Source organism: Pelomonas parva (assembly GCF_043555835.1).
GTDB classification, from domain to species: Bacteria; Pseudomonadota; Gammaproteobacteria; order Burkholderiales; family Burkholderiaceae_C; genus Pelomonas; species Pelomonas parva.
Map to the genome: position 1 here is coordinate 844,538 of NZ_JBIGHV010000001.1, position 25,141 is coordinate 869,678.

At 68.3% G+C, this 25,141-nt stretch carries 22 protein-coding genes; 5 read left to right on the forward strand and 17 right to left on the reverse strand.

Going from position 1 to position 25,141, the window contains the following annotated elements; translation table 11 throughout:
• Positions 1-40: 40 nt before the first annotated feature.
• The 17 genes from ACG00Y_RS03460 to ACG00Y_RS03540 all read right to left on the reverse strand — a co-directional run bounded on the left by ACG00Y_RS03460 (position 41) and on the right by ACG00Y_RS03540 (position 21,349).
• Positions 41-3,196 carry a TonB-dependent receptor gene (locus tag ACG00Y_RS03460; RefSeq protein WP_394475987.1) on the reverse strand — a complete coding sequence of 1,052 codons (3,156 nt, stop codon included), beginning with the start codon at positions 3,194-3,196 and terminating at the stop codon, positions 41-43.
• Positions 3,197-3,381: 185 nt separating this feature from the next.
• The gene (locus tag ACG00Y_RS03465; RefSeq protein WP_394475989.1) at positions 3,382-4,965 is read right to left on the reverse strand and encodes a glycoside hydrolase family 43 protein; all 1,584 of its coding nucleotides are present in this window, start codon (positions 4,963-4,965) and stop codon (positions 3,382-3,384) included.
• Positions 4,966-5,247: 282 nt separating this feature from the next.
• Positions 5,248-5,952 (reverse strand): pentapeptide repeat-containing protein, encoded by a 705-nt coding sequence (locus ACG00Y_RS03470; RefSeq protein ID WP_394475991.1) that lies wholly within the window; start codon positions 5,950-5,952, stop codon positions 5,248-5,250.
• Entirely contained in the window at positions 5,949-7,460 is a 1,512-nt protein-coding gene (locus ACG00Y_RS03475) for an MFS transporter (protein ID WP_394475992.1), read from the reverse strand. The genes ACG00Y_RS03470 and ACG00Y_RS03475 overlap by 4 nt, the downstream gene beginning before the upstream one ends.
• The gene (locus ACG00Y_RS03480) at positions 7,461-8,663 is read right to left on the reverse strand and encodes an MFS transporter (protein ID WP_394475994.1); all 1,203 of its coding nucleotides are present in this window, start codon (positions 8,661-8,663) and stop codon (positions 7,461-7,463) included. It lies immediately after the preceding gene.
• 34 nt (positions 8,664-8,697) lie between these two features.
• On the reverse strand, positions 8,698-10,377 hold the full coding sequence (locus ACG00Y_RS03485) for a GMC oxidoreductase (RefSeq protein WP_394475996.1): 1,680 nt from the start codon (positions 10,375-10,377) through the stop codon (positions 8,698-8,700).
• Between the two features lie 10 nt (positions 10,378-10,387).
• Positions 10,388-11,155, reverse strand: a complete 768-nt coding sequence (locus tag ACG00Y_RS03490; protein ID WP_394475998.1) for a TIM barrel protein — start codon at positions 11,153-11,155, stop codon at positions 10,388-10,390.
• Entirely contained in the window at positions 11,152-11,934 is a 783-nt protein-coding gene (locus ACG00Y_RS03495; protein ID WP_394475999.1) for a TIM barrel protein, read from the reverse strand. Before ACG00Y_RS03495 ends, ACG00Y_RS03490 begins: the two co-directional genes overlap by 4 nt.
• Before the next feature lie 21 nt (positions 11,935-11,955).
• Positions 11,956-12,915 (reverse strand): sugar phosphate isomerase/epimerase family protein, encoded by a 960-nt coding sequence (locus ACG00Y_RS03500; protein ID WP_394476001.1) that lies wholly within the window; start codon positions 12,913-12,915, stop codon positions 11,956-11,958.
• Complete coding sequence (locus ACG00Y_RS03505; RefSeq protein ID WP_394476003.1) at positions 12,908-13,876, reverse strand: sugar phosphate isomerase/epimerase family protein; 969 nt, start codon at positions 13,874-13,876, stop codon at positions 12,908-12,910. The genes ACG00Y_RS03500 and ACG00Y_RS03505 overlap by 8 nt, the downstream gene beginning before the upstream one ends.
• The gene (locus tag ACG00Y_RS03510; RefSeq protein ID WP_394476005.1) at positions 13,873-14,901 is read right to left on the reverse strand and encodes a sugar phosphate isomerase/epimerase family protein; all 1,029 of its coding nucleotides are present in this window, start codon (positions 14,899-14,901) and stop codon (positions 13,873-13,875) included. The genes ACG00Y_RS03505 and ACG00Y_RS03510 overlap by 4 nt, the downstream gene beginning before the upstream one ends.
• A 10-nt stretch (positions 14,902-14,911) precedes the next feature.
• The gene (locus tag ACG00Y_RS03515) at positions 14,912-15,310 is read right to left on the reverse strand and encodes a C-glycoside deglycosidase beta subunit domain-containing protein (protein WP_394476006.1); all 399 of its coding nucleotides are present in this window, start codon (positions 15,308-15,310) and stop codon (positions 14,912-14,914) included.
• A 27-nt stretch (positions 15,311-15,337) separates the two neighbouring features.
• Positions 15,338-15,730 (reverse strand): C-glycoside deglycosidase beta subunit domain-containing protein, encoded by a 393-nt coding sequence (locus tag ACG00Y_RS03520; RefSeq protein WP_394476008.1) that lies wholly within the window; start codon positions 15,728-15,730, stop codon positions 15,338-15,340.
• Between the two features lie 24 nt (positions 15,731-15,754).
• On the reverse strand, positions 15,755-16,765 hold the full coding sequence (locus ACG00Y_RS03525; RefSeq protein ID WP_394476010.1) for a sugar phosphate isomerase/epimerase family protein: 1,011 nt from the start codon (positions 16,763-16,765) through the stop codon (positions 15,755-15,757).
• Positions 16,766-16,787: 22 nt separating this feature from the next.
• Positions 16,788-17,978, reverse strand: coding sequence for a Gfo/Idh/MocA family protein (locus ACG00Y_RS03530; RefSeq protein WP_394476011.1), 1,191 nt, complete (start codon positions 17,976-17,978; stop codon positions 16,788-16,790).
• A complete protein-coding gene (locus ACG00Y_RS03535) occupies positions 17,978-19,036 on the reverse strand; it encodes a sugar phosphate isomerase/epimerase family protein (RefSeq protein ID WP_394476013.1) in 1,059 nt (352 codons plus the stop codon). Before ACG00Y_RS03535 ends, ACG00Y_RS03530 begins: the two co-directional genes overlap by 1 nt.
• A 63-nt stretch (positions 19,037-19,099) precedes the next feature.
• Complete coding sequence (locus ACG00Y_RS03540; protein ID WP_394476014.1) at positions 19,100-21,349, reverse strand: TonB-dependent receptor; 2,250 nt, start codon at positions 21,347-21,349, stop codon at positions 19,100-19,102.
• Positions 21,350-21,735: 386 nt separating this feature from the next.
• Between ACG00Y_RS03540 and ACG00Y_RS03545 the strand changes: the two genes are divergently transcribed.
• The 5 genes from ACG00Y_RS03545 to ACG00Y_RS03565 all read left to right on the forward strand — a co-directional run bounded on the left by ACG00Y_RS03545 (position 21,736) and on the right by ACG00Y_RS03565 (position 25,137).
• Complete coding sequence (locus ACG00Y_RS03545; protein ID WP_394476016.1) at positions 21,736-22,764, forward strand: LacI family DNA-binding transcriptional regulator; 1,029 nt, start codon at positions 21,736-21,738, stop codon at positions 22,762-22,764.
• 149 nt (positions 22,765-22,913) lie between these two features.
• Positions 22,914-23,843 (forward strand): LysR family transcriptional regulator, encoded by a 930-nt coding sequence (locus ACG00Y_RS03550; RefSeq protein WP_394476017.1) that lies wholly within the window; start codon positions 22,914-22,916, stop codon positions 23,841-23,843.
• Between the two features lie 332 nt (positions 23,844-24,175).
• Positions 24,176-24,577, forward strand: a complete 402-nt coding sequence (locus ACG00Y_RS03555; protein WP_394476019.1) for a helix-turn-helix domain-containing protein — start codon at positions 24,176-24,178, stop codon at positions 24,575-24,577.
• A complete protein-coding gene (locus tag ACG00Y_RS03560; RefSeq protein WP_394476021.1) occupies positions 24,574-24,882 on the forward strand; it encodes a BrnT family toxin in 309 nt (102 codons plus the stop codon). The genes ACG00Y_RS03555 and ACG00Y_RS03560 overlap by 4 nt, the downstream gene beginning before the upstream one ends.
• Before the next feature lie 51 nt (positions 24,883-24,933).
• Positions 24,934-25,137: a hypothetical protein gene (locus ACG00Y_RS03565; RefSeq protein ID WP_394476023.1), complete on the forward strand. Its 204-nt coding sequence runs from the start codon at positions 24,934-24,936 to the stop codon at positions 25,135-25,137.
• Positions 25,138-25,141: the final 4 nt, after the last annotated feature.

Below are 25,141 nucleotides of genomic sequence, written 5' to 3' on the forward strand. Positions count from 1 at the left end.
GAGACCGGCCCTGCGGGGCCGGCTTTCTCAAGCGGAGACCTCAGAAGGCGGCGCGCAGCGAGACGTTGTAGCTCGGGCCTGGCTTGTACTCGTCGAACGTGGCGCCGGGGAACTGCACCCAGGTGCGGCTGACCGCATCGGTGGCGTTCCAGACGCTGAGGTTCAGGCTGGTGTCGTACTTGAAGCCGAAGGCGTGCTTGAAGTTGATGCCCGCCGACGCGTCGTACTGCGTGCGCGCCGTCGTCCACATGTAGGCGCCCGGCGTGGACAGGCCCACGCTGGAGCCGACGATGTGCTCGGACTGGTGCTGGCGCGAGACGCGCATGCTGTAGCCGTTGCGCTCGTAGTACAGCGTCAGGTTGTTGGTGCGCGGTGGCACGCCGGCCACCGGCAGCGCATTGGGCAGCGTGTCCGTCTGCTTGGTGTAGGTGTAGTTGGCCGTGAAGCCGAAGCCCTTGACCGGCAGGAAGTCCAGCGGCTGCTGCCAGGTCAGCTCGGCGCCACGCACCTTCAGCTTGGCGGCAATGTTGAAGGGCTCGGTGATTTCTACGCGGTGCTGTGTCCGGCCGCCGCTGGCGGTGACGGATTGCAGCTGCGCGTCGGTCAAGCCCACTTCACCATACAGCGCGTCCAGTTGCGCCAGCGTGTAGCTGACGACACGGTTCGCCGGGCGGCCCGTCAGGTCCTTGCCGAAGGCACTCAGCGCCACATAGGCCTCGCGGGTCATGTAGTACTCGAGCGCCAGGTCGAAGTTGTTGGACTTGAACGGCGACAGCTTGGGGTTGGTCAGGTTGCCCTGGCGCGCGCCCTGGTCGCCGATGGTCAGGCGGGTCTGGCGCAGGTCGGCCGGGTTGGCGCGCGTCATCGACTTGGACCCCGAGGCGCGGGCGATCAGGCTGGGCGTGATGTTGTAGGCCAGCGAGAACGACGGCAACAGGTTGGTGTAGGTCGTCGACTCGTAGTTCCACAGCGACAGATCGTCGTAGCGGGCGCCGTTGATGTTGCCCAGCGCTGCATTGCGCGGGTCGGCCTGCGTGACGACTTCACCGATGGTCTGCTGGGTCTCCGTGAAGCGCAGGCCGGCGTTGTAGCGCAGCGTGCGGCCCAGCGGCTTCAGCACGCCAGTCACCTCGCCATAGGCACCGTAGACCTGCTCGCGGATGTAGCCGCCGCTGCCGTTGCCGAAGCCGCGGCGGATGTTGTCGCGGAAGTAGCTGTAGTCGGTGTCCTTGGCGAACTTGTCCCAGTCGACCGTGATGAAGCCCTGGCTGGACGCCATCGCGTACTCGGGCACGCGCGAGTTGGGGATGACGGAGCCCAGGTAGGCCAGCGGCGTCGTGACGCCGGCCGTCGAGCCCTGGCCGAAGCCGGGATAGGCGGTGGCCGGCAGCGCGCCGGTGGTCGTGCGGCCATCGCAGCCCGGCGTCTGCAGTTGGGTGTTGGGCTGGAAGAAGCGGTAGTTCATGTTGCCGCCGCAGGTCACGTTCATCCACGCGTCGGCGACCGAGTAGCCACGGTAGCGGCGCTCGATGTCATCGACGGTCACGCCCGCCTTGACGTTGAACATCTCGTCGCCCCACTTCACGTTCAGGCGGCCGCCGCTGGTCGTGTTGCGGCGGTCGTAGAGGTCCATGCGCAGGCCCGACAAGCCCTGGCCGGCCTGGTACCAGCCGAAGTTGGCCGGGTCGTTGACGTTCAGGTTGCTGGAGTAGGTCGGGATCTCGCCCGGGCGCGAGTTGTCGTAGGTGATGACCGAGTTGGGCGAGCGCGTGGCCAGCAGCACCGTGGGCATGTCACGGTAGAAGTCGCTGTAGGTCAGGTTGATATGGCCGTCGATGGTCCAGTCATCGTTGGGGCGCACCTCGAAACCGGGGTTGAAGCTCCAGAACTTGGTCTTCTCCTCCATCGGCCGGAACTCCAGCGACCAGAAGGTGTTGGCGAAGGTCGCCTTGGTCAGCACGCAGCCGCTGGTGCAGTCGCTGCGGTCGAACTCCATGCCGATGGGGATGGGCGTGTTCGCGCGCGTGCCGGCGTTCATCGCGTTGTAGACCATCTGGTTGGACTTCTGGGCACCCAGCATGTCCAGGTAGACGTCCCACTTCTCGTTGGGGCGCCACTGCAGGCTGACGATGCCGCTGGCGCGCTCGCGCTCGCCTTCATAGCTGATGTGGCGACCCAGGCGGCCCATCAGCGCGTTGTCGATCTGCTTGATGTCGGCGCCCGGGTTCAGGCCCAGCAGCATGGCGCGGTTGATCTGCGCGCCCGGCACGAGCAGGGGTCGCGCGTAGGCCGGCAGCGCGTCCAGCGCCAGGCCCGAGGGCACCGTGTCCGGCGTGGACTGCGAGCCGCCGCCGGTGTTGTTGGGGTTGTCGCCCGCGTTGGCCTGGAAGGACTTGAGCTGGAAGTTGCGCATGTCCACCGTCTGGAAGCCGGTGGTCTTGTACTTGGTGTTGCCCCAGGCCGCGCCGACCAGCACGCCGAACTCGCCCAGCGTGTTGTTGCGCCAGGTGTTGCTGACCAGCGCCGAGCCGGTGTCGCTCCACTTGCCGACCTGGTCGCGGTAGTTGCCGCTGAGCGTGAAGGCCGAGCGGAAGCCCTTCTTGTCGAAGGGGCGCACGCTGCGCATGTCCACCGTGCCGGCGATGCCGCCCTCCAGCACGCTGGCGCGCTGGCTCTTGTAGACCGTGGCGCTGCGGAACAGCTCCGAGGGCAGGAAGTCCATGTCGACTTCGCGGTTCGCGCTGATCGTGCCGCCCCAGTGGCCGGCCGATGCAGACGCCATCGGCGCGCCGTTCAGCAGCACGCGCGTGAAGTTGGCGCCCATGCCGCGGATGGAGATGTTCAGGCCCTCGCCGTCGATGGTGGCGCGGTTGACCCGCACGCCGGGCACGCGCGACAGCGAATCGGCGATGCTGGAGTCCGGGAACTTGCCGATGTCCTCGGCAAAGACCGTCTCGCTCAGGCCGATGTCGTCGCGCTTCTCGCGCGCCGCGTTCGCCAGCGAGCTGCGGTAGCCGGTCACGGTCACCGTCTCCAGCGTGTTCGCCTTGGCGGCCGGCGCCGAGGCGGCACCGGCCGGCGCCGGCACGCCCTGCGCGTAGGCGCAGGCGATCATGCCGGCCAAGGTGGTGGTTGCGAAAACATCGCGTGCCACACGCATGCGGCGCTGCCCAGCGCCCATTGAATACTCGTTCACTCTCGTCTCCTGGTTGGCCCCATGTCGGGGTCTTTGCTGATGCTCACCGCCTAAGAGGCGGTCGCGGACTTCTGGTAAATCAACCAAATGGTTGGTAACGCAATCATTTCAGTCTAGTGCCATCCCACGGGTGCTGCCCTATGGTTTTCCCGGTTCGTGTGGCGGCCCAGCCTCGGGGGCGGGGCTCAGGGGCCCAGGGCCTCGAAGTCCACCCAGGCGAAGTCGGCGGTCGCCGGCTTGTCGGTACTGCTCTGCGCGTACAGGCCCAGGTAGACCCCGGTGAAGCCGGTGGCCGTTTCGGTCGACAACTGGTGCGTGGGAACGCTGCACAGCGCCTGCCACTCCCCCGACGCCCCCGCCGCGCGCCAGGCCAGGCTGTAGCGCAGCGGGTCGGCGCGCACCTGCAGTTGCAGCGCCGTGGCCGGTGCAGGCGCCGAAGCCAGCACGCGCGGCGCGCCGCCGGTCTGCAGCACGCATTCCACGCGCCGCTCGCTGCCGCCGGTCACGCGCAACAGCGCATGGTGCGATTCATTCATGCGCAGCGCCAGGCCGGCCGCATCGCCCGCAGCCGCCGGGCTGAAATCCACTTCCGTCGCGAAGCGCTGGTTCAGCCGCTCCTGGCGCCGGCCGACGAAGGACGGCGTGCCCACCACGTCAAGGCCGTTGCGCGCGCCGATCAGGCGCAGTTGCCCGGGCCGGTCCGACAGCGACCACTGCCCCGCCGCCAGCGTGCGCAGGAAGGCCCAGTGCGGCGGCAGCTTGGCGCCCGCCGCGAAGGTCTCGCGCACCGCCGGCTGTGGCCAGGGGTGCCAGCCGGGCAGGCCCTGGGTCGGCTGCGGCTGGGCGAGCACGCCCTTCTGGCCGAACTCCGGCCAGCCATCGGCGCGCCAACGCACCGGCGACAACAGCGTCTCGCGGCCGATGTGGTGATGCCGCTTGCCGTCGGCCGCCTGCGGGCGTATGGCCAGCAGCGTGGCCCACCAGTCGCCCTTGGGCGTAGTCACCAGGTCGGCATGGCCCAGCGCCTGGAAGGGGTGGTCGGGCAGGTTGCGGTGGGTCAGCACCGGGTTGTCGGGATGCGCCTCGAACGGGCCCCAGGGCGAGCGCGACCGGGCCATCGTGATGCGGTGGTCATAGGAAGTGCCGCCCTCGGCGATCAGCAGGTAGTACCAGCCCTCACGCTTGTACAGGTGCGGGCCCTCGGGCCAGATGCCGCCCATGCCGCTCCACACCAGCCGCGGCTCGTCCAGCAGCTTGCCGGCCTTCAGATCCACGCGCGCCTGGTAGACCCCGCCGTTGCGGCCGCCGCCGTGGCGCGTGTAGTAGACGGTGCCGTCGTCATCGAAGAAGAACGACGGGTCCATGCCGAACACCGGCTCCGGCAGGCGCACGGGGTCGGACCACTCGCCGGCCGGGTCGGTCGCGGTGATGAAGAAGTTGCCGATGCCGCCCACGTCGGTCGTGACGATGTAGAAGCGGCCGGCCTCGCAGCGGATCGTCGGCGCGAAGATGGCCTGCGAACTCTTGCGGCCCACGAAGCTCAGCTGGCTTTCGCGCGACAAGGCATTGCCGATGAGCCGCCAATGCACCAGGTCCCGGCTGTGATAGACCGGCAGCCCCGGCAGGTATTCGAAGGTGCTGGTGACCAGATAGAAGTCGCTGCCCGAGCGGCAGACGCTGGGGTCGGAGGCGAAACCGCTCACCACCGGGTTGTCGAACGTCGCCGGCATGCCGCCCTGCGCCACGCCGGCCACCGGGAACCACGCCATGGCCGCAAGAAGAACGGCACCCACGCCTTGTCGAATCACCTGACTCACGCTGCTTCCCGAATGTTAGCTCTACCAACAAATATGGTACCGATATCAATTCGCAGCGATTCAAGGGTCTACCCGGCCCCGGCAAGGGCGGTCTGGCGGACGGGCCGACAAGCGCGCGCCAAAGGGCAGTTGCCGCGCCGATTCACCCGAATCGGCGCCTCAGCGGAGGTGATCGATAGCCAACTCGATATCGCCTTGGCGAAACAAGTCATTGCCCCAGCCGGCGTCTGCGCCCTAGACCACCTGCACACCGAGCGCCGAGACGATGACTGCGGCCTGCTCGGCGGAAATCGTGCTGCCCTTGAAGTGATGGATCAGGTCGCCGACCTGGATGTTCCCCAGCCTCGCCGCGCGCAGGTCCGCCCGGGCAAACCTCGCGTTCTTGAGCGCGGCACTCGTCAGGTTGCAGTCCGTCAGGACCGCCTCCGTGAAGTCGCACCCGGACAGGTCGGCGCCTTCGAAGTTGAGCCCCTGGAGCACCTGCTTGCGAAACGAGATGCCCCGCAAGTCCGCGCTGACCGCGAGGCTGTCCCTGAGGGTCAGGCCCAGCGTGACCGCGTCGGTGAACCGGGCCCCGGTCAGCTTCACTTCGCTGAAGGATGCCGATGAAAGCCGGGCCCGGCGCCAGTCGGTGTTGTTCAGGTCGCAGGACTCGAACTGGGCATCGGTCAGGTCGCACAGCTCGAACACCGCACCGGCGGCGCGGCAGCGGCGCCAGCGGGTACCGGCGAGCGAGGCCCGGGTCAGCCGCGTGCCCGTGAGCTGGCAGCCGAGGAACTCGGCGCCGTTCAGGTCCAGCCCTTGCAGGTCCTCGCCGTCGAACACGCAGTCTTGGAATTGCAGCGCTGGGCGCCCGGCGCCGAGGAGATGAGCCAGCCCTTGCCGATCAAGGTGCTGGCCGGATGCCGTGGGCGCGGAGGCAGGTAGTGCGAGTGTCATGAAGGGTCGGGGACTGCAGGAGCTTGAGTGGCCAGTGTCGCGCCCATCGCCAGCGGCGGCAGGCGCCAGGCGAGCACGGCGCTGACAGCCATCAGCGCGCACAGTCCCGGCAGGGCCAGCAGCAGCGTCGTCGGCGCGTGGCGCTGCCCGTCGGCGCTGTGGATCAGCGCGGCCACCAGGGCGATGCCGCCCACCGCCGCGAACTGCCGGCCCGCGTTGACGACGCCCGAGGCCCCGCCTGCCTGCTCACGCGGCACCGACTGCAAGGTCACCGCTGTCAGCGGCGGCCCGATGAAGCCCACACCCAGGCCCAGCAGGCCCTGGGCCAGCAGGCCGGGCCAGCCCATCACCTGGCGCACCGGCTCACCCCACAGGCCGGCCGCCGTCGACGCCATCAGGCCGATGCCCCCAGCCTGGATCGCCAGGCCCAGGACGATGCAACGCGAGCCGAAGCGGGCAAAGGCCAGCTTGCCCAGGTAGGTGACGCTGCACATCACGCCCAGCGCGATCGGCATGCACAGCAGCGACATCTGCGTGGCGCTCAGGCCAGCGCCCACCTGCCACGCAAAGGTCAGCACAAAGAGCTGGGCCGGCACCACGCCCGTGCACACCAGCGACAGCAGCAGGCCCAGGCGGTAGCCCGGGTCCTTCATCAGGCGCGGCTGCACGATCGGCCGCCCTCCCCGGCCTTCAAGCCGCAGGCAGTGCCGCCACAGCGCGGCGGTCCACAGCGGCGCGCTGGCCAGCAGCAGCACGAGCACCGGCGTCCAGCCCTGCTCGGGGCCTTGCATCAGCGGAACGCTCCAGGCGAGCGCCGCCACCAGGCACAGGGCCGCGCCCGTCAGGTCCAGCGCGGTGCCGGGCGAAGGCGGGTCCTTGGGCAGCAGACACAAGGCGCCGGCGACAGCCAGCACGCCGATCGGCAGGTTGATGAGGAACACCGAGCGCCAACCCAGCCCAGCCAGATCGGCGTCGACCATGAGGCCGCCGATCACCGGGCCCAGCGCGGACGACACGCCGCCCAGCATGCCGAAGATGGTGAAGGCCCGCATGCGCTCATGCGGTGCATACATGGCCTGCATCAGCGTCAACACCTGCGGCACCATCAGTGCCGCGCAGCCGCCCTGCGCCACCCGGGCCAGCACCAGGCCGTTGGCCGATGTGGCCAGGCCGCAGGCCATGGACGCCACCGTGAAGCTGGACACGCCCCACAGGAACATGGTGCGGTGACCGTACAGATCGCCCAGCCGGCCGCCGACGACCAGCAGCACGGCGAACGACAGCGCATAGCCGGCCACGATCCACGCCGCCTGGGCACTGCTGGCCTGCAAGGCCTGGCCGATGCCGGGCAGTGCGACGTTGACGATGGTGACGTCCAGCAGGTCCATCACGAAGGCGATGGCCACGATAGTGAAGGCCAGGCTGCGCCGGCGCGGCGAGAGCGCGTTCGCAAGGGCGTGCGACGGCCCCACCGGCCCCGGTGGGCCGGCTTTCAGGCGATCACCCATTCAGCGCCCCTGACCGCTGAGCACCGGCGCCGGCGCGCGCCGCGCCAGCAGCGCCTGGGCCAACGCGATCGCGATGCACAGCGCACCGGCCGCCACGAAGGTCTGCAGCAGGCCGCCGGTCCAGCCACGCGCCAGCGTCACGAACAGCGGCGACAGGAACTGCCCCAGGAAGAACGCACTGGTCCACCAGCCCATGCCGCGGCCGCGGAACTGGTCGGGCAGCTCGCGCAGGCCCCAGCCGATCAGGATGGGAATGCACATGCCGGCGCCGAGCTGCTGCACGAAGGCGAAGCCCACCACGGTGTTGATGTCATGCGACAGGCCGATGCCCACCATGCCGACACCCAGCAGCAGGAAGAGCACGGTGAACTGCAGCGCCGAGCTGCGCTTGGACAGCAGCTTGAAGAGGATGGCGCCCAGTGGCACGGCGAGGCTGGCCACGGCGCTGTAGTTGCCGATGCGGTGGGTCTGCTTCAGCCCCATGGCATCCAGCGCGAGGGAGAACTGCAGCGTGTAGACGAAATAGAGGGCCGCCAGCACGAAGGTGGCGCCGGCGATGCGCAGCATCAACGCGGTCGGGAAGCGCGGCTGTATCCAGCTGCCCGAGGCCGTGAAGGCCGGCGCGGGGCGCTCGGGCTCGAACAGGAAGAACCAGGCGGCCAGCGCGATCAGCAGCGCCACGCCATAGACCAGGAAGGAGAAGTTCCAGCCGAAGGAGGCCAGGTAGCCGCTGGCCGCCAGCAGCAGCGAGCCGCAGAAGGAGCCGACGATGCCCTGCCACATCAGCCACTTGGCGCGCTGCTCCTTGTCGAAGTAGTCGCCCAGCAGCGTGTTGCCCATCGTCAGGATGAAGGCCTCGCCCACGCCCAGCAGCAGCCGGCCCGCGAACAGCGCCGTGAAGTCCTGGATGAAGAAGGGCACCATGCCGCCCACGCCGTAGACGGCGGCAAAGATGATGGCCAGCTTGCGCCGGCCCACCCGGTCGGCCAGCCAGCCGGCAAACGGCGACAGCAGCGCCACGCACAGCCCCGGCGCCGACAGCACCAGCGGCGCCAGCGTCTGGATGTTGGGCACGTGCTGGAAGTTCTTCACCAGCAGCGGCACGATGGGCATCAAGGCCACGATGGCCATCATCGGCAGCAGGCTGATCGCGATGATGATCAGCCCCTGCGGCAGTCCGGCCCGGCGTTGGGTGGTTTGCATGGCTTGTCTCCGTTCTTGGTATGCCGGCGGCCGGTCAGGCGGCGCGCAGGTTGGCCGAGTGGCCGTATTCGCTGGCGATGTGCTCGCAGGCCCGCACGGTCAGCGCCATCGTCGTCAGCGTCGGGCCGCAGGTGCCGTTGGTGACGAAGCAGCTGCTGTCGGTGACGAAGACGTTGGGCGCGTCCCAGAGCTGGTTCATCGCGTTCAGCACCGAGGTCTTCGGGTCCTCACCCATGCGCGCGCCGCCGCATTCGTGGATGGCCGCGCCGACCGCGACGCTGCGCTTGTAGGCCAGGCGGAACAGCAGGCGTTCATGCCATTTCGCGTTGGGCAGGAAGGGGCTGTCGGGGTCGATGCCCAGCGGACTGATCAGGAAGTCGGTGCGCAGGCCGGCCTCGCGCATCAACGCCTTCTGCGTATCGACCTGGTTGCGCAGCAGCTTCCATTCGTTGTCGCGCATGCGGATGCCGACCGACGGGATCGGCACGCCCAGCCGATCGCGCCGGCCCGCCAGCGTCACGCGGTTGTCGGCGTGCGGCAGCATCTCGCCATGGCCGGTCAGGCCGACGATGGAATCCATATGCTGGGGCACCATGGGCCGGCCGATGATGCCCTGCAAGTTGAAGCCGCCGGCAAAACCGCCCGCACCGGGCCGCTTGAGGTTCTGGAAACGCGGGATGTAGATGCCGCCATGGTTGTCGGCCGGCGAGGTGCCGTCCACCAACTGGCCGCCCTTGAAGCCGGGCGCCGAGCCCAGGCTCAGCGTCAGCATCTGGTCCATGAAGTAGCGGCCCAGCAGACCCGAGGAATTGCCCAGGCCGTTGGGATGCTTCTCGCCGCTGGAGTTCAGCATCAGGCGCAGCGTCTCGATGGTGGACGCGCACAGCACCACCACGTTGCCCTTCGCCTCGTGGCGGGCACCGCTGAACTTGTCGATGTAGGTCACGCCGGTGGCGCGGCCGGTGCGCGGGTCGGTGTTGACGCGCTCTACCGGCGAGTTGGAACGCAGGGTCAGGTTGCCGGTGGCGGCGGCGGCCTGCAGCGGCGTGGTCGTGCGGTTGCGCTGCTCGTCCACCGGCGTGGCCTCCTTGCGCACATAGCGCCAGGCCATCACCTTGCAGTCCGGCCAGCGCGCCTCGACCTTGGCCTTGAAGGCCTGCTCGGCGTTGCTCAGTCCGGCCGGGCGGGCATAGGCGCCGCTGGGGCAGTAGGCGATGCCGTCGTCGTTGCCCACCACGCCCAGGAAGCGCTCGACCTTCTCGTAGTAGGGCGCGATGTCGGCGTAGGAGATGGGCCAGTCGAAGCCCGTGCCCTCGTGGCTCTTGAACTTGAACGTGTGGTCGGACATGCGCAGCGCCACCCGGCCCCAGGCCAAGAAGCGGCCGCCGACCTGCTTGCCGCGCAGCCACAGGTAGCTGTCCTGCGGCGATTGATAGGGATGCTCGCGGTCGTTGACGAACAGGAAGCTCTTCTCTGGCGTGAAGAAGGAGGTCAGCGCCTGCTTGTGCTGGCCGTTGATGCCGGCCTTGATGCGGGCCCAGGAGCCGATGCTGGCGAATTGGGCCTTGAGCGCCTGCTCGAACTTCTCCTCCGGCAGCGGGCCGCCGGCTTCCAGCACCAGCACCTTGAGGCCTCGCTCGGTGAGTTCCTTGGCTGCAAAGCCGCCGGTGGCGCCGGAGCCAACGACGATGGCGTCGAAATGGTCTTGTTTCATGCGATTCAACTCAAAGGCCCAGGCTGCGGCGCGTCAGCGCCAGGGAGTCGGCGATGGGCAGCGAGGGCAGGTATTCGAGGCCGATGGGGCCGGTGTAGCCGCGCTCACGCAGCAGCGGCAGCAAGGTGGCCCACGGCAGGCTGCCGGTGCCGGGTTCGTGGCGGCCTTCGAAGTCGGCCAACTGCACATGGCCGATGAGTTCGACGCGGTCGGCAAACGCGTCTTCGAAACTCTGGCCGTCGACGGCGTTGTGGAACACGTCGGCCAGCACCTTGAGCGCGGGGCTACCCACCTCTTCCACGATGTCCAGACCCTGGCGGATGTTGCGCACGGCCATCAGGTTGCCGTTGATGACCATGTGCACGGGCTCCAGCAGGATCGTCGCGCCGCCGTCTTCGGCGATGCGGCAGGCCTCGCGCAGCACCTTGACGGCGTTGGCGCGCAACTCGGACTCAGACTGACCGGGCAGGCCGAAGCCCGAGGCCATGATCATGTGGGCGCCGTTCAGGCGGTGCGCCACCGGCACCGCGTCGCGCACGCCGGCCAGTACGGTGGCGTGCTCGGCCGGGTTCACGAGGCTGGCGCGCGGGTCCACGCAGAAGCTGAACACCTGCACGCCCGTCTCGGCCACGACGTCGACGACGGCGTCCAACGGCTTGTCCCGCCACAGCCACGTGTCGACCGCGTCGAACCCGTCGGCCTTGGCGGCGCGGAAGCGTTCGATGAAATCGGGATGCTCGGCCTTGTAGAGCATCTCGATGCAGGGGATCAGCTTCATGCCGCCACCTCTGTGATGCCGAAGACCTCGCGGGTGCGGGTCAGCGACGCCAGCGTCGAGCCGCTGGGCCGGTACTCCAGGCCGATGTCGCCCTGGTAGCCTGCAGCCTTCAGCGCCGGCAGCCAGGCGGCCCAGTCAATGCTGCCCGTGCCGGGTTCGTGGCGGCCGTTGGTATCGGCCACCTGCACGTAGCCGATCAGGTGGGCGCGCCGCAGGATCTCGCGGTAGTCCTCGCCCATCACCTCGGCGTGGTAAGCGTCGTACAGCAGGCGCACCGCCGGGCTGTCCACCGCTTCGACGATGTCCAGGCCTTCGATGGCCGAAGCCATGAAGAAGCCGACATGATCGATGCGGTTGTTCAGCGGCTCCAACAGCAGCCGCATGCCGGCGGCATGAACGCGCGGCGCGGCACGCTGCAGCAGGTAGACCATGTTGTCGTGCTGCTCGGCGGCCGATGCGCCGGCCAGTGCCGGGCCGCCGGCGATCACCATGTCCTTCGCCCCCAGGCGCCGGCACATCGCCATCGTGCGATCGATGGCGTCCATCACGTAGGCTTCCTTGCTGCGGTCGACGCAGCCCACGCGTGGCCCGACCGTCAGGCTCAGCAGGCGAACGCCCGTCTCCTTCAGCGCGGCCTCCACCGCGTCCATGCCCTCCGGGCCCCACATGTGGAACTCCACCCGGTCCAGGCCGGCCGCCGCGGCGGCGCGGATGCGCGCCGGCATGTCGCCGGCCTCGTTGAACATGTACAGGTCTTCAATGACGGCAGACAGCTTCATCGCGTCTTCTCCTTGTCGTTATCAAGTCAACAGCGGCTGCAGCACATGGCGAACGGTCCAGGCGTTCTGCATCATGCTGGCGGCCGCCGGTGCAGGCCCCTTGTCGCTCTCGACGATGAGCCAGCCGGCATAGCCCGTCTCGCGCAGCGCGCCCATCAGCGCGGTCCAGTCCACCAGGCCGGTGCCCAGCTCGCCGAACCAGCGCTGGATGCCGCGCTGGCCGCCGGCCTGCAACAGCGCACGCTCGGCATTCGGCGCGCGGTACTCGTCGAGCGTGTCCACGGCCAGCGCGTCCTTCAGGTGGATATGCCAGACGCGATCGTGAAAGCGCCGGTACCAGGCCGTGACGTCATGGCCGGCGATGGTCAGCTCGGCCGTGTCCATGCACAGGCCCACGGTGACGGGGTCCAGTCGCTCCAGCCAGGCAGCGAGTTCGTCCGCGTCACGCAGCGGCGACAGCGCATCCAGGTGCAGCACGGTCTTGATGCCCAGCGCCGCCGTCATCGCGCCGACTGCATTCCAGCAGTCGGCCGCAGCGGCCTGGCGCTCGGCGTCCAGCCCGGCGTGGCGGCCATGCGGCGGCAGCGCGCGCACCACCAGTACCTCGCCGCCCACCTCGGCCAGGAAGCGCGCGAACACGCCGGCCTGTTGCAACAGCAGCGCATGCTGGCCACGGTCGCTGCAGTCCAGGCCGTGGTGCAGCTCCTCGAAGCTCATCTGCAGCGGGTCGAAGAACAGGCTGGCGACGCGCTGGATGCCCCAGTCACGCAGGCGCAGCTTGAAGTGCTCGACGGAGCCGAAGTTCTGCACGATGTTCTCGGGCCGTCCCATCGGGTCCCAGCGGCCGGTGCCGCCCGACAGTTCGATGGCGTCGAAGCCGCAAGCGGCCGTGACCTTGAGCGCCCGCTCCTGCTGTTCCATGCGGGCGAAGCCCGTAAAGCCGGCCATCCACTGGTTGGTGGCGTAACCCCACTTAGTCATTGATCTTCCTCAGCACGTTGCGGATGGTCCACGCCGCGATGGCCGTGCTCTCGGGGTAGTTGCCGCCGCCGACATCGGCCTTGTCATGCTCCACTCCGACCCAGCCCTGCCAGCCCACCTCCTTCATCGCACCGTAGAGCGCGGGGAAGTCGACCAGCCCGCCTTCGGTGCCGATCTCGTAGAACCAGCGCGCCGTCGTCGGCGCCATCACCTCGGCATCGGGCTTGCGGCGGTAGTCGCCGTTGGTGTCGACGTGGTGCGTGTCCTTCAGGTGAAAGGCGGCGCAGCGGTCGTGCAGCTTCAGGAACAGGTCCACCGGGTCGACGCCGGCGATGACGTGCTGGGCCGTGTCCAGGCACAGGAAGACGTAGCGCGGGTCGGTCCAGTCGTAGAACTTCTGCAACTGCTCGGCCGAGCGGATGCCGCAGAAGAACTCATGGTGGCAGCAGGTCTTGACGCCGTAGCCCTCCAGCGTCATCTGGCCGACGCGGTTCCACAGCTCCGCGCAGGCGCGCAGCTTGTCGTCTGTGACCGGCTCCACATCGAAGTACAGCCCCGCCGGCATGACGATGAAGTTCTGCACGCCCAGGCCGGCGCTGCTCTTCATGATGTATTCGGCGTAGTTGACGATGCGGTCATGCGTGGCACGCACATGCGGCGTGCTCTGGCGCGCGTCGTACATGACGGCGTGAAACAGGCTCAGCACGCGATCGATGCCGCGCGACTGCATGTGGGCCCGCGCGGCCTCCAGCGAACCGAACAGGTCGCGCAGCGCGCCGAGGTGGAAGTCGAAGGTCTCGATGGCCTCGTAACCCACGCCGGCGATCTGCTTGAGAAAAGCGTCGAAGCGCTCCACGGAGCTGTACTGCGAGACCTGGCCTTGGGCCGTGTCCACGCGCCAGTGATCCATGTAGGCGTAGCGCAGCTTGCGCCCGCCCAGTGGCGTTCCAACAGTGGTCATGCAAGCTGCCCCGTGTGCCTGGCGATGACGCGACGCGCCAGCGCCTGGTGCTTGGCCACCATGTCAAAGGCGTCCACGCCGCGCATGTAGAGGTGGCCCTCCCATTCGCTGGACATGAAGCCGGTGAAGCCGCCGTCGTGGAAGACCGGCAGGATCTTGTCGTAGGCAATCGAGGTCTCGTTGCCGTCGGCGTCGAAGTCGTAGAACTTGCCGTGCACGTGCACGACCTGCGGAATGATCTCCTTCCACATCTCGGCAACGCCGGGGCTCAGGATGTTGAACATCACCGACAGCGCGCTGACGTCGGCCGGGTCCGCCTGCAGCGGCTCGACGCGACGGGCGAACTCCTGGCGCTTCCAGCCGGCGTCCTTGGGCAGGTGCCAGACCTCCAGCGCCAGCTGGATCAGGTGCTCGGGCAGCTCCTGGCGGCGCAGGTTCTCGATGTAGGTGGCTGGCAGGTCGAAGGCGCAGCAGCCGAAATCGGGCACGAAGCCCAGCAGCGGCGAGTTGACCTTGGCATAGGCCTCGCGGTAGGCCATGACCGGCGGCGAGTTGGGGTTCAGCGGTGCATGCACCTCCGGCCCCATCTTGATGCCATGCTTCTCCAGCAGCGGCAGCAGCTTGATGGCCACCTCGGCCGGCGCGGCGAACTGGCTGCGGATGACCGGGAAGCCCAGCTTGGCGGCGGCCTCGATCTGCGGCACGTGGTAGGCCACCGCCTCGTCGATGCTCATCATGGTGCCGCGGCGGATCGCCACGTCGGCATTGATGGCCAGGCAGCTGGGCGTGAGCCCGTGCTTGGCCATCAAGTCCTTGAAGTGGGCGGCGAAGTCGTCGCTGACGTTCGGAAAGCCGCGGATGCTGGAGAAGCCGATGATCTCCAGGCCCGGGCCGAGATTGCGGCGCGCGACCTCGGCGATCAGGTCCTCGAAACCGAAGCGGCGCTCATGCCACTCGTTGGTGAAGCTGTACAGCGTGGAGCCAAGCTTGAAGCCCTTGGCGGCAGGCGTGGTGTTTGCGTTCATGGGGTGGATCTCAGGCGGCTTGCAGGACCGCGTCGCCGCGGGTGACCCAGGTCAGCATGGGGATGTAGGGCGGGAACAGGTTCAGCGTCAGCACGACGCGGTGCGCACCGGCGGCCAGCGGCTGGGGCGTGGGCACGTGCAGCGTCACGGAGTCCTGGATGAACCACCACGCGGCTATCTGCTCGGGCAGTTCGGCCAGCGTGTAGCGGCGGCCTTCGTGCTCGACGGTGGCGTCTTCCAGCGACACGGGCTGGTCGTCCACCAGCAGCTCGCTGGGCATCACCACCGACAGCGGCAGCGAGCGGTACCAGGGCAGGCGGATGTCCAGCGCCAGGCCCTCGGGCGTGACGCGCGAGTCCTGCGGCGTGATCAGGAAGTCGCTGAAGTTGTTCTTGAAGAAGCGGGCCATGGGTGGCTTTCTGTGTCGTGCGGCCGCTCAGGCCGCCAGGGTGAGTTCTCGCCCGGTGCGCGTGGTGGGCACGAAGGGCAGGTAGGACACGCGGTAGCGGATGGCCAGGTCGACGCGGTGCGCACCGGCGGCGAGGCCGCCCGGGCGCGCCACGACCACGCGGGCCTTCTCGCCGAAGTTCCACTTTTCATCGAAGCAGGTCTCCAGCTCGTCCAGGCTCCACGAGCGCCCACGCAGCGCCAGGCGCACGGCCTCGCGGGGCATGGGCTGGCCGTCCACGCTGACGGCGATGTCCTCGACCATGGACAGGCCCAGGCCGCGGTAATAGGGCAGGCGCGCCAGCAGCGCGAATCCGGTGACTTCCTGACCGACGACGACGTTCTCGAAGCCGTCGTCGCAGAGCATGTGTTGATCCATCATGGTGGGGTTCTCCTGGAGTTCGGTTCAGGCCTGCAGCGCGGCCGGGATGGGCTGGTCCAGCAGGCGGCACAACATGCGGTGCTGGCGCTTGACCTGCTCGACCGACTGCACCGGGTGCGCGTCCTCGATCCAGCGGTTGCCCTCGTACTCGGAGCAGATGTGGCCCTGGTAGCCGCCTTGCTTGAGCACCGCGACGATCTCGTCGTAGGGGATGGAGTACTCCACGTCGTCCTCGGTCATCTCGTAGAACTTGCCGTGGATGTTGTGGATGCGGGGCATGAAATCCAGCATGCGCTTGGGCTCGAAGGCGGCGTTGTGGCGCAGCGTCTCGGCCATCGCGATGGACGGGCCGGTGCCGCCCATCTGCTGCACGTCCAGCAGCACGTACTCGCTGAGCGTGCGGTCCTCGTAAGCCTTCTCGATGAAGTCGGCGATGTGCTGCGGCACGCCATTGCGCACGAAGCGCTCCTTCCACACGCGCGGGAAGCGGTGCACGAACATGCCCATGTCGGGCAGGAAGCCCAGCGCCTGGGAGCCGCTCTTCTCGTAGGCCTCGGCGTGGCGAATGATCCAGGGGTGGTCGAAGTGCAGCGGCGCATGCACCTCCAGCAGGATCTTCAAGCCCTTGTCCTCGGCATAGCCGGCGCAGGCCACCAGCACGTCCGGGTTGATGGACACCAGCGCGCGGATGTACTTCATGCCCAGGCGGGCGCCGAAGTCGAGGTCGCGCTTGACGCTGGCCACCTGCTCGTCGAAGGGCATGGGGCGGCCCTTGTAGCGCTTGTAGTCCAGCATGAAGTCGTGGCAGACCGGCGTCGTGCCGTAGCGCTCCATCAGCGCATGCCAGTGGGCGATCTCGGCCTCGGGCATGCCCACTTCGGGCCAGCCGGTGAAGGTCTGCTCGCCCACCACCTCGATGCCCATGGCGCCGATCTCGGCGCAGGTGCGGATGCAGTCTTCCAGCGACATGGTGCGCAGGAAGGTGTCGTTCTGGAAGCTGTAGAGGCTGACGCCCCGCTTGATGTCATGGCTCATGGTTCTCTCTCTTGTCTAGCGTTCACGCCGCCGTGGCCGGCAGCTTGATCCAGCGTCCGCCCTGACGGGAAGAGCGCTGCACGGCCTCGATGAACTGCACGCCGCGCAGCCCATCGGCAATGGTGGGGAAATGGCAGGCCTTGTCGGCCTTGATGGCCCTACTCGCCTTGCGGCCGCCGCCACGCGCCGCACGCAGGTGCTGGGCGATCTCGGCATACAGGGACGCAAAGGCTTCGAGGTAACCCTCGGGATGGCCGCCGGGGATGCGGGCCAAGCGCGCACCGGCGGCATCGAACCCTGGCCCGGCGCGCTCCAGGATCTGCGTGGGCTGGCCCAGCAGCGTGAAGCGCAGCTGGTTGGGCTGCTCCTGGCGCCATTCGATGCCGCCCTTGCTGCCGTAGACGCGCAGGCGCAGATCGTTCAGATGGCCGGGCGCGACCTGGCTCGCCCAGATCATGCCGCGCGCGCCGTTGGCATAGCGCAGCATCACCTGGGCGTTGTCGTCGATGGGCCGGCCGGGCACGAAGCTGCTCAGCTCGGCGCAGACCTGGAACAGCGGCTCGCCGGTCACGTAGTCGGCCAGATGCCAGGCATGCGAGCCGATGTCGCCGATGGCGCCGCCACCGGCCTGGGCCGGGTCGGTGCGCCAGGCGGCCTGCTTGTTGCCGCCCTGCTCCAGCGGTTCGGCCAGCCAGTCCTGCGGGTACTCGGCCTGCACGACGCGCAGCTCGCCCAGGCAGCCGGACTGCACCATCTTCCGCGCCACGCGCACCATCGGGTAGGCGCTGTAGTTGTGCGTCACCGCGAAGATCAGGCCCTGCTTGCGCGCCAGCGCCAGCAAGGCCTTGGCGTCTGCGCTGCGCGTGGTGACGGGCTTGTCGCAGATGACGTGGATGCCGGCCTTCAGGAAGGCCGTGGCCACCGGCGCATGCAGGTGGTTGGGCGTGACGATGGCCACGGCCTCGATGCCGTCTTCGCGCGCCGCCTCGGCCTGCGCCATGGCCTCGTAGCTGTCGTAGCAGCGCTCGGGCGCCAGGCCCAGGGCCAGGCCGGAGCGCAGCGCCTTGTCGGCCGAGGAGGACAGCGCGCCGGCCACCAGCTCGTACTCGTCGTCCAGCCGCGCGGCAATGCGATGCACGGCGCCGATGAAGGCGCCCTCGCCCCCGCCAACCATGCCCAGGCGGATGCGTGCCGGTTTTGCTGTGCTGGCCATCACGCGATCCCCAGCATGCGGCGCAGCTGCGCCGGGTCCGGCGCACTGCCGGCGAAGTCGTCGAAGGCCTTGTCGGTGACACGGATGATGTGGTCGCGGATGAAGGGCGCGCCCTCGGCGGCGCCCTGCTCCGGATGCTTCAGGCAGCACTCCCACTCCAGCACGGCCCAGCCCTTGAAGTCGTGTTGCGCCATCTTCGAGAACACGGCCTTGAAGTCCACCTGGCCGTCGCCCAGCGAGCGGAAGCGGCCGGCCCGGTCCGCCCAGGGCTGGAAGCCGCCGTAGACGCCCTGGCGGCCGTTGGGCCGGAACTCGGCGTCCTTGACGTGGAAGACCTTGATGCGCTCGTGGTACAGGTCGATGAACTGCAGGTAGTCCAGCTGCTGCAGCACGAAGTGCGACGGGTCGTAGGCGATGTTCAGCCGGCGGTGGCCGTCCAGGCGCTGCAGCAGCATGTCGAACGTGACGCCGTCGTGCAGGTCCTCGCCCGGGTGCAGCTCGAAGGCGATGTCGACGCCGGCCGCGTCATAGGCGTCGAGGATGGGCTTCCAGCGCCGCGCCAGCTCATCGAAGGCGGTCTCGACCAGGCCGGCCGGCCGCTGCGGCCAGGGGTAGAGATAAGGCCAGGCCAGCGCGCCGGGGAAGCTGATGCTGGCGTTCAGGCCGAGGTGCCTGGAGGCCTGCGCGGCCTTCAGCACCTGCTCCACGCCCCAAGCCTGGCGCTCGGCCGGCTTGCCGCGCAGCGCCTCGGGCGCGAAGGCGTCGAAGGCTTCGTCATAGGCCGGGTGCACGGCCACCAGCTGGCCCTGCAGGTGCGTGCTCAGCTCGGTGATCGCGACACCGTTGTCGCGGGCCACGCCGGCAAAGTCATCGCAGTACTGCTGGGAGGACGCTGCGGCGTCGAGGTCGAACAACCGGGCGTCCCAGGTGGGCACCTGCACGCCCTGGTAGCCGAGCGAGGCGGCCCAGCGCGTGATCGCGGGCCAGGAGTTGAAGGGCGCGGCGTCGCCGGCAAACTGGGCCAGGAAGATCGCCGGGCCTTGGATCGTGGTGGGCATGTCGTACTTCTGGAAGGTGATGCGGGCGGCGCGCTCACGCCGCCCGCTGGGGGCGGAGCCCGTTCAGAACTTGGCGCTGAAGCGCACGCCGTAGGTCCGCGGCTCGCCGATGTTGACGCTGCCGGGCTGGCGGCTTTCCACGGTGATCTCTTCGGTCAGGTTCTTCGCGAAGGCCTGCACCGAGTAGCGGTCATCGGCGCTGTGCCACACCACCTGCGCGTCGTACTTGGTGAACGACGGCTGGCGGTAGCGGGTCGCGTAGTCGTCGCCGTAGCTGCTCATCAGGTAGCCGCTGTTGTAGCGGGCCGAGACGCCGGCCTCGACGTAGCCGCCGCTACTCAGGTCGAAGGCGTGGGTGTAGCCCAGCCTTGCCGAGCCCTTGGGCGCGCGGTCGAGCTGCTGGCCGGTCCAGTCGATGACGACGTTAGGGGCCGCCGCCGGCTTGTTGACGGGCTGGTAGTCGCCGAAGCGCGAGTGGTTGTAGGCCAGCCCGAAGTCGAAGGTGCCGTCGTCCCAGGGGCGCAGGCGGCCTTCCAGTTCCAGCCCGGTCATCTTGGCCGAGGCCGCGTTGACGGTGCGCGAGCCGCAGGTGTTCACGCCCTGGGCGTTGGTCGTGCAGACCGTAGAGGTCAGCTGCAGGTCGGCGTAGTCGTAGGCGAACACCGAGGCGCTCAGCTGCAGGCGGTTCTTGAAGGCCTGCGTCTTGACGCCGAACTCCACCGCCGTCAGCTCCTCGGGCTTGTAGGTCATGGTGTCGCTGCTGGTGTTGAACCCCCCGGCTTTGTAGCCCGTGGACACGCTGCCGTAGACGAAGGTCTCGCGCGTCAGGTCCCAGTCCAGGCCCAGCTTGTAGGTGGACTGCGAGAACTCCACCGTGCGGGCGAAGGGCGCGGCCGGGATGGTCAGGCCGCCACCGTTGAAGTCGTCCTGCGCGCTCTTGGTGTCCTTGCTGAAGCGCGCGCCGGTGACCAGCTTGAGCGTGTCGGTCAGCGCATAGCGGCTCTGGCCGAACACCGCCTTGGCCTTGTTCTCCACGGTCGGCTCGAACTTCAGCCGGAACGTGAAGTTGGGGTTGATGAAGGTGTTGTAGCGGATGCTGCGCGTGATGTCCTCGTCGAACAGGTAGGCGCCGACCACCCAGGTGAGCGGCCCCTTGCCGGTGGAGTGCAGGCGCAGTTCGTGCGAGAGCTGCTCCGACTCGCCGGCCAGCGTCTCGCCCAGGAAGGGCGCGCCGTTGAACGGCGAGATGAAGCTGTTGGACAGCGAGGACTTCAGGTGGCCGAGCTGGTAGACCAGCTCCGTGGGGCCGAAGTTGTGGCGGAACTCGGCGCGCAGGCCGGTGTTCTCGTTCAGGCGGAAGGTCGGGCGGGCGTAGTAGGGGTCGACCGTGCGCTGGGCGTCGTCGTCAGCACCGATGTAGACCGGGTCCAGCAAGTCGTTGTACCAGTTGGCATTGCCGCCCTTGGGCGTGCCGGTGTAGGAGCCCTTCATCGCCACCGGCGTGAAGCCGTTGGCGTTGACCTTGCTGTACTCGGCCGTCAGCAGCAGGCTGGTGTCGGGCGAGAACGTCAGCATCCCGTGCAGGCGGGCGGCCATGTCGTCCTGGTCCTCCAGGCCGAAGCCGGCGCCACCCTTCAGGTAGGTGTCGCGCTTGTTGGTGCCGACCGCGGCGCGCAGCTTCAGCACGTCGTTGACCGGCACGTCGATGGCCGCTTCCGCGCGCCGGGCGTTGTAGTTGCCGAGTTCGAGACTGACCGTGCCGCCCAGGCGGTTGCCCGGCTTCTTGCTGATGACATTGACCGCGCCGCCGGTGGCATTGCGACCGTACAGCGTGCCCTGCGGGCCGCGCAGCACCTCGATGCGCTCCACGTCCAGGAAGGACGAGAACTGCGACTCCGGCCGGCCGACGTACATGCCGTCGATGTTGAAGGCATTGGACGGATCACCGCGCTCGGTGTTGTTGATGCTCATCACGCCGCGGATGTTGATCTGCAGGCGGCCGGATTCCTGCGCCACCTGCACGCTCGGGCTCAGCTCCTGCAGCGCGCGGGCGTCGACGACGCCGGACAAGCGCAGCTGCTCGCCGTCGATCACCGACAAGGCCACCGAGGTCTTGGACGCCGGCTGCATGACCTTCTGCGCGGTCACGATGACCGTTGGCAGCTCGGAGCGGGAGTTCGTCGCGGGCGCGGAGGCGGCCGCTGCGGGCGCTGCCGCTGCGTCTGCCGGGGTCTGGGCCAGCGCCTGGCTGGCAGCCAGGGCCAATGCCGTGAGGCCGACGGTGCGACGGCCGATTTGCAGGGATGGGTTCATTGTTTGTCTCCTTCTCGTTGTGATGCGCGGTCCCGTTCCGGGCCGCTGGGTGGAGCGCTGCAGCACTCACTGATCTGATGGACTGAAAGGTAAGCGGTTTCCCGAAATTTCCCACTCAGGGTTTACGCGGCACATCGGTGCTTCGCATCAATGCCAGCCATCGGTCCCGTGAATTCAATCTCCCTCCGACGCGTCGCCTCACTCAATAAGAATCAACTGTCTATTGAAACAAACAGGACATCCTGCCGCTGTCACCGGCGTGTCTGCGCTGGCCGCGCACGGCCTGCGGACAGCCGGACCGGGGTGACGTGATGCGCCACTCAGGTCCGTCTTCCGTCGCGCGTTTCGGCATTTTCATGTAATGCGTTTCCCGCTATGCTCGGCCCATGCCCAGAAAGCCGCCCAGCCCCTCGAATCGCGCCAGCCCGCCCCCGCCGCAGGAGGCCCCGGGCAGCAATGCGTCCATCGCCGCCGTCGCCGCGCTGGCGGGGGTGTCGACCGCCACCGTCTCGCGTGTGCTGAACCAGAGCAAGCCCGTCAATGCCGAGACTCGCGAGCGCGTCGAGGCGGCCGTGGCCCAGCTGGGCTACCGCGCCAACCCGTTCGCGCGCAGCCTGACCAGCGGCGAGAGCCGGCTGATCCTGGTGGTCGTGCCCGACGTGGCCAACCCCTTCTTCGCCGAGATCGTGCAGGGGGTCGAGTCCGTCACGCGCCGCAACGGCTACAGCATCGTGCTGGCTATCGCGGCCGGCGACGGCCCGCTGGACGCCGTCTACGACCGCCTGACCGACGGCGTCATCAGCATGGCCCACACGCAGCGCCCGCGCACCGGCGGCCGCGACCTGCCCTGGGTGGCCTGCTCCGAGGTCATGACCGAGGGAAGCACGCCCTACGTCAGCATCGACCACCGCCAGGCCGCGATGGACGCCGTGCAATACCTGCTCAACCGCGGGCACCGGCGCATCGCGCTGCTGACCGCCGAAGAGGACTACGCCTGGGCCCGCCAGCGCCGTGCCGGCTACGAGACGGCCATGGCCCGCGCCGGCCTGCCCGTCGACCCGGCTTATGTACGCGTGGCGCGCGGTACCGACTACGGCGACGGCAGCGAGGCTGCCGGCGGCCTGCTGACGCTGCCCGAGCCGCCCACCGCCGTGTTCGCCGTGGCCGACACGCTGGCCATCGGCGCCATCAAGGCCTTCCGGCGCGCCGGCCGGCGCGTGCCCGAGGACATCGCCGTCGTCGGCTTCGACAACGTGCCGCTGGCCCAGGTCTTCGAGCCGGGCTTGACCACCATCGCCCAGCCGCTGCGCGAACTGGGCGCGGTGGCGGCGGAGCTGCTGCTGGAGCAACTGGCCGGCGGCAAGCCCGAGCCGCGCATCCTGCCGCATGCACTGGTGGTGAGGGACTCGGGCTGAAGTGAAAACCAAAGGCAACCACAGAGACACAGAGACACAGAGACACAGAGACACAGAGACACAGAGGGAATCCATGAAGGCTGCTTCTCCGTGCCTCTGTGCCTCTGTGGTTGCATTTCCTGCATTCGTTTCATGCCGGATTCGTTGACATGCGCTTCAAGAAGCTGGACCTGAACCTGCTCGTCGCGCTGGACGCGCTGCTGTTGGAGAGCAGCATCAGCCGCGCCGCCGAGCGCGTGCACCTGAGCCAGGGCGCGATGAGCAATGCGCTGTCACGCCTGCGCGAGCACTTCGACGACGAGCTGCTGGTGGCCGTGGGCCGGCGCATGGAGGCCACGCCGCGCGCCGAGGCGCTGAAACCGCTGGTGCGCGACCTGCTCGTGCGCATCGACTCGACGATGCAGGTGCAGCCGCACTTCGACCCGACGACGACCGAACGCAGCTTTCGCATCGTCGTGTCCGACTACTCGCTGTGGGTCTTCGTGCCGCATCTGCTGCGCCACGCGGCCGAGCTGGGCGCGAGCGCGCGCTTCGAGTTCCTGCCCCAGGTCGGCGAACCGACGCAGGCGCTGGAGCGCGGCGAGGCGGATGTGCTCATCATCCCCAAACGCTTTGTCTCGACGGAGCACCCGTCTGCCGCGCTGTTCGAGGACGAGTTCACCTGCCTGATGGCCGCAGACCATCCGCTCGCGGGGCTGCCGCTGACCCGCGAGGCCTACGAGGCGGCGGGCCACGTCCTCATGCAGCCGGCCTCCGCCTCGGGCACGGCCATCGACGCCATGCACCTGCAGCGGCTGGGCATACAGCGCCGCGCCGAGGTGACGTCGTACAGCTTCTCGTCGCTGCCCGGCATGCTGCTGGGCACGCAGCGGCTGGCCACGGTGCAGCGCCACATCGCGCGCCAGGCCTGCCGCCACCTGCCGCTGGCGATGGCCGATCCCGGGTTCGAGCTGCCCAAGGTGGACCAGCGCCTGCAATGGCACCGCCACCGCAGCGAAGACCCCGGCCTGTTGTGGCTGCGCGAGACGCTGCTCGCCGCCGCGCGGAAGATGGACGCCGTCCAATTGCTATCGCGGTAGAGATGCCGGTTACCCGGCACCCCGGCACAAATCCGTACAGGCGTGCCGTTGCCAAGCTGGGCATCGCGCCGGCTTTTCAAGTCTTTTTCAACTGGTGGTGCTGGCAACCATGGCGCTGGCAGCGGCACAGACAGGGGCTCAGGCGCGAACGGTTGGTCGCTTGAAACGCCCCCGATGCCTGGCACAAGGCCATCACGTCGGCCGCAAGTGTTCGACACGAAGTGCAGTCAGCGGCGGACAGTGGATCTGCGGGGACGACTAAAGATCTCCGCTTCAGCGTACTTCGTTTCGAAGTACGATGATGTCGTTTCGTCAACCCGAGGCTTACCGTCATGGCTGCCCACGAGTTCCCCGCAGCCACCAAGACCATCAGCGCCGAAGAACGCGAGTTCTTCGTTTCCATGGGCGAGCGCATCGCCTCGCTGCGCCGTGACCACGCCGTCACGCAGGTGCAGCTCGCCGAAGCGCTGGGTGTGTCCCAGCAGACGATGCAATCCTACGAAGTGGGGCGTCGGCGCATTCCGGTGTCGGCCCTGCCGGCCTTGGCGCGCACGCTGTCGGTGTCGCTCGAAGAGCTGTTCGGCGAGGTGAGCCCCAAGCCAGCCCGCAGCCGCCGGGGGCCTGTGCCCCAGTGGCAAGAGCACATCGAGGCCATCGCCAAGCTGCCGCGCACGCAGCAACGCTTCGTCACGCAGATGCTGGCGACGGCGTTGGCCCAGCAAGCGCGCTCATGACCTCGCCGGTGTTGCACTTCGAGTGGGACCCGAACAAGGCCCGCACCAACCTCACCAAGCATGGCGTGGCTTTCGAGACGGCGGCCACCGTGCTGCAGGACGCGCTGGCCCTGACGGTCTACGATGAAGCGCACAGCGAGTTCGAGGAGCGCTGGTTCACCATCGGCCGCGCCAGCAGCGGCTCGCTGCTGGTGGTCGTGCATACCTACGAGGCGCTCAGCGCCACCGAGGCCCGCGTGCGCCTCATCTCCGCCCGCGAGGCCACGCCGCGCGAACGTCGCAGCTATGAGGATGAACCTCGCTGAACCCCTCTTGAGGCAGCCCACATGAACGCAAGCACCACCCCAGACGACGGTATGCCCGCAGAGATTGACTTCTCTAATGGCGTGCGCGGCAAGTTCCACCGCTCCGGCGCGAAATTGCGCATGCCGGTCTACCTCGATGACGAGGTGCAGTCCTTCCTCGCCGAGCGCGCCCGCGCCAAGGGCGTGGAGGTCGCAGCACTGGTCAACAGCCTGCTTCGCAAGGACATCGAACTCATCCAGGCCGTCGCGAAGTAGGTCC